This is a genomic window from Yinghuangia soli (assembly GCF_021502675.1).
GTDB lineage: Bacteria > Actinomycetota > Actinomycetes > Streptomycetales > Streptomycetaceae > Yinghuangia > Yinghuangia soli.
Genome location: NZ_JAKFHA010000066.1, coordinates 5,521 through 10,429, shown reverse-complemented (window position 1 = coordinate 10,429; position 4,909 = coordinate 5,521). Strand labels below are relative to the sequence as shown.

3 protein-coding genes are annotated in these 4,909 nt (G+C 71.1%); 1 reads left to right on the top strand and 2 read right to left on the bottom strand.

Going from position 1 to position 4,909, the window contains the following annotated elements:
* Window positions 1-54 precede the first annotated feature (54 nt).
* Both LZ495_RS42805 and LZ495_RS42800 read right to left on the bottom strand, forming a co-directional pair.
* Complete coding sequence (locus LZ495_RS42805; RefSeq protein ID WP_235058684.1) at window positions 55-1,257, bottom strand: winged helix-turn-helix domain-containing protein; 1,203 nt, start codon at window positions 1,255-1,257, stop codon at window positions 55-57.
* Window positions 1,258-1,339: 82 nt separating this feature from the next.
* Window positions 1,340-1,906, bottom strand: coding sequence for a GNAT family N-acetyltransferase (locus tag LZ495_RS42800; protein WP_235058683.1), 567 nt, complete (start codon window positions 1,904-1,906; stop codon window positions 1,340-1,342).
* A 142-nt stretch (window positions 1,907-2,048) separates the two neighbouring features.
* Here LZ495_RS42800 and secA point away from each other — a divergent pair, with 142 nt between their 5' ends.
* Entirely contained in the window at window positions 2,049-4,817 is a 2,769-nt protein-coding gene (gene secA, locus LZ495_RS42795) for a preprotein translocase subunit SecA (protein WP_235058682.1), read from the top strand.
* The last annotated feature ends 92 nt before the right edge of the window (window positions 4,818-4,909 follow it).

The following is a 4,909-nucleotide window of genomic DNA, read 5'->3' as shown; positions in this document are numbered from 1 at the left end:
TGCCGCGTCCCGCCCCGGCTTCCGTGTTCTGCGGGCCCTTCTTGTCTGCGCGGCTCAGGCGAGCAGTGCGGCCAGCGGGGCCCGGGCCGCCTCGGGGGTGACCCTCTCCAGGCGGACGCTGTCGCAGCCCACCCACGTCGCGGCCTCGCGCAGCGCGGTCGCCATCGCGTCCAGGGACTTCTCGGCGACCCGCGGCGACTCGAAAGACAGCTGCCGGGCGACCAGCGTGCGGCCCTCGCGGGCCGGGTCCACGCGGCCGAGCAGCTTGCCGCCGGCCAGCAGCGGCATCACGAAGTAGCCGTGCACCCGCTTGTCCTTGGGGGTGTACGCCTCCAGGCGGTGGTTGAAGCCGAACACGCGCGCGGTCCGCGGGCGGTCCCACACCAGCGAGTCGAACGGCGACAGCAGCGTCGTGCGGTGCCGGCCCTTGGGCGGGGCGGCCAGCTCGTCCGGGTGCGCCCACGCGGCCGCGGGGCCGGCGCTTCCGTTCGCGGTGCTCCAGCCCTCGACCGCGACGGGCACCAGCCCGGTGTCCGGCAGTACGGCCTCGACCTGCGCGCGGGTGAGGCGGTACTGGTCCATCAGGTCGGCGGTGGTCGCGACGCCGAGCTGGCGGCCGGCCTCGGCGACGAGGTTGCGGATGCAGGCGGCGTCGTCCTGCTCGACCTCCGCGTACTGCGCGGGGATGGTCCGCTCGGGCAGGTCGTAGACGCGCTTCCAGCTGCGCCGGCGTACGCACACCACGTCGCCGAAGGACAGCGCGCGCTCCACCGCGACCTTGGTCTCCGACCAGTCCCACCACTCGCCCTTGTTCTTGGCGCCGCCCAGGTCGGTCGCGGTCATCGGGCCTTCGGCGCGCAGCCGGTCCAGGACGGTCTTGTACGCCTCGGCGGAGACCTCCTGGCCCCACAGGTGTCCGCGGTTCCGGTAGTGCCGGCGGCGGAACGCGAAGTCCGGCCAGGAGTGCACGGGGAGCACGCATGCGGCGTGCGACCAGTACTCGAACGCGCCGTCGCCCGACCAGTAGGCGTCCTCGACGGCTGCGCGGCCGAGCGCCCCGAGCCGCGAGTAGGGCACCAGCTCGTGCGAGCGGGCCAGCGTCGAGATGGTGTCGAGCTGCACCGCGCCGAGGCGCCCGAGGACCGCGCGGACGCCGCCGCGCCGCTCGGGCACGCCGAGCACTCCCTGGGCGCGCAGCACCATGCGGCGGGCCTCGTCGGCGGTGAGGGTGAGCGCGGGGGCGGCGGGTGTGCTCATGGACTGCACCTTAGAACATGCGTTCGCATCAGGGCGGGCGTTTCGCGCCGGATTCACGCGATCGGGGCGGCCGCCCGATGGGTCAGGCGGCCGGGACGGGCGGGTCGGTGGCCAGCCGGGCGTGCAGGTGCTCGTCGTGGTGTCGCCCGTCCGGCCCGACGGACCCGTCGCGCATCACGCCTTCGAGTGCAAAACCCGTGCGATTTGCGACCGCGCAGGACGCCGTGTTCGGCGCCGCGTGGATCAGCGTCAGCCGGTGGATGCCCAGGGCCCCGAAAGCCCAGCGGGACGCGGTCGCCACCCCGTGCGTGGCCACTCCGGCGCCGCGCGCCTCGGGCATGAGCCAGTAGCCGACCTCGGCGGTGCGCAGGTGCGTGTCGATGTGCTGGATGCTCACGTCGCCCAGCACCGCGCCGGTGACCGCGTCCATGATGATGAAGCAGGCGTGCTTGCCCTCGGCCCAGAAGCCGACGCGCTTGGCCAGCCAGGCCTTCGGGTCGCGCCAGGTGCCGTCGTCGTCGCCGGGCGGGCGCGGGGCCCGCCAGCGCTGGATGTCCGGGTCCTCCAGGGCCACCCGGGCCGCCTCCACGTCCTGCATGTTCCACGGCCGGAGCTGGTATTTGCCGGCGGCGATCTCCACGGGTTCCATAGCGCTCATTCTGCCCCCGCACCTGCGTGCCTCCCCGAGGCTTGCGTCCTCGCATACCATGGCCCCATCGGCGGGACGGGCCCCGCCGTGCCGTCCCGCAGCCACGCGGGACGGTCGCCGCTCGGCAAGGAGCTCACACAGCGTGTCCATCTTCGACAAGGTCCTGCGCGCCGGCGAGGGCAAGATCCTGCGCAAGCTCACCCGCATCGCGGATCAGGTCGACTCGATCGAAGAGGACTTCACCAACCTCTCGGATGCCGAGCTGCGCGCCCTCACCGACGAGTACAAGGAGCGGTACGCCGACGGCGAGAGCCTCGACGACCTGCTCCCCGAGGCGTTCGCGACGGTCCGCGAGGCCGCCCGCCGCACGCTCGGCCAGCGCCACTACAAGGTGCAGCTCATGGGCGGCGCCGCGCTGCACCTGGGCAACATCGCCGAGATGCGCACCGGTGAGGGCAAGACCCTGGTCTCCACGCTGCCCGCGTACCTCAACGCGATCGCCGGCAAGGGCGTGCACGTCGTCACGGTCAACGACTACCTCGCCGAGCGCGACTCGGAGTGGATGGGCCGCGTGCACCGGTTCCTCGGGCTGACGGTCGGCTGCATCCTCGCCAACATGCCGCCGCACGAGCGCCGCAAGGCCTACAACTGCGACATCACGTACGGCACCAACAACGAGTTCGGCTTCGACTACCTGCGCGACAACATGGCGTGGAGCCAGGACGAGCTCGTCCAGCGCGGCCACTTCTTCGCGGTCGTCGACGAGGTCGACTCGATCCTCATCGACGAGGCCCGTACCCCGCTGATCATCTCCGGCCCCGCGGACCAGGCCACCAAGTGGTACGCCGACTTCGCGAAGCTCGTGACGCGCCTCAAGCGCGCCGAGCCGGTCAAGGACCCGCTGGAGACGCCGGTCGGCGACTACGAGGTCGACGAGAAGAAGCGCACCGTCGGCATCCTCGAGGCGGGCGTGAACCGCGTCGAGGACTACCTGGGCATCGACAACCTCTACGAGGCGGTCAACACCCCGCTGGTGGGCTACCTGAACAACGCCATCAAGGCCAAGGAGCTCTACAAGCGCGACAAGGAGTACGTCGTCGTCGACGGCGAGGTCCTGATCGTCGACGAGCACACCGGCCGCATCCTCGCGGGCCGCCGCTACAACGAGGGCATGCACCAGGCGATCGAGGCGAAGGAAGGGGTGGAGATCAAGGACGAGAACCAGACCCTCGCCACGATCACCCTGCAGAACTTCTTCCGCCTGTACGACAAGCTCGGCGGCATGACCGGTACGGCGATGACCGAGGCGGCCGAGTTCCACCAGATCTACAAGCTCGGCGTGGTGCCGATCCCCACGCACCGCAACGTGCAGCGCCTCGACCAGGCCGACCTCGTCTACAAGACCGAAGAGGCGAAGTTCGCCGCGGTCGTCGACGACATCGTGGAGAAGCACGAGAAGGGCCAGCCGGTCCTCGTCGGCACCACCAGCGTCGAGAAGTCCGAGTACCTCTCGAACCAGCTGCGCAAGCGCGGCGTCCCGCACGAGGTCCTCAACGCGAAGCACCACGAGCGCGAGGCGCAGATCGTCGCGCAGGCGGGCCGCAAGGGCGCGGTCACGGTCGCCACCAACATGGCCGGCCGCGGCACCGACATCATGCTCGGCGGCAACCCCGACCACCTGGCCTCCGCGGCCCTCGCGCAGCGCGGCCTCAGCGCGGTCGAGACCCCCGAGGACTACGAGGCGGCCTGGCCGGACGCGCTGGAGAACGCCAAGAAGGCGGTCAAGGCCGAGCACGAAGAGGTCACCGAGCTCGGCGGCCTGTACGTGCTGGGCACCGAGCGCCACGAGTCGCGCCGCATCGACAACCAGCTCCGCGGCCGCTCCGGCCGCCAGGGCGACCCGGGCGAGTCCCGCTTCTACCTGTCGCTGGGCGACGACCTGATGCGCCTGTTCAAGGCCAACATCGTCGAGGCCGTGCTCAACCGCGCGGGCATCCCCGAGGACGTCCCGATCGAGTCCAAGATGGTCTCGAACGCGATCAAGTCGGCGCAGAGCCAGGTCGAGCAGCAGAACTTCGAGATCCGCAAGAACGTCCTCAAGTACGACGAGGTCCTCAACCGGCAGCGCGAGGTCATCTACGGCGAGCGCCGCCGCGTCCTGGACGGCGAGGACCTGCACGAGCAGGTCGAGCACTTCATCGACGACACCATCTCGGCGTACGTCACCGGCGCCACCGAGGGCTTCGCCGAAGAGTGGGACCTCGAGAAGCTCTGGACCAACCTCAAGCAGCTCTACCCGGTCAGCATCACGATCGAGGAGGTCGAGGAGGAGGCGGGCGACCGCTCCGGCCTCGATGTCGACACCCTGGTCGAGCAGCTGCAGGCCGACGCGCAGGCCTCGTACGAGGAGCGCGAGGAGAAGCTCGGCGCCGAGGTCATGCGCGAGCTCGAGCGCCGCGTGGTCCTCTCCGTCCTCGACCGCCGCTGGCGCGAGCACCTCTACGAGATGGACTACCTGCAGGAGGGCATCGGCCTGCGGGCGATGGCGCAGCGCGACCCGCTGGTCGAGTACCAGCGCGAGGGCTTCGACATGTTCAACGCCATGATGGAAGGCATCAAGGAAGAGTCGGTCGGCTACCTCTTCAACGTCGAGGTCCAGATCGAGCAGGTCCCCGAGGCGCCCAGCATCTCGATGGACAAGGTCCAGGCCATGCCGGAGATCCACGCCAAGGGCCTGGAAACCCCGCAGCGCCCGACCCACCTCTCGTACAGCGCCCCGAGCGTCGACGGCGAGGGCGGCGTGGTCACCACCGAGGAAGACCTCGACGTGGACGACGTCATCCCCGAGCAGGGCGGCACCCGGGCGGAGCGCCGCCGCGCCCAGCGAGCCCGCAACAAGAAGAAGCGCTGAGCAACCCGGAGGGGGGGGGGGCCGGCGGGGGGGGGGGGGGCCCCCCCCGGGGGGGGGGGGCGCCGCGGGGGGGGGGGCGCCCGCGCGCCGCC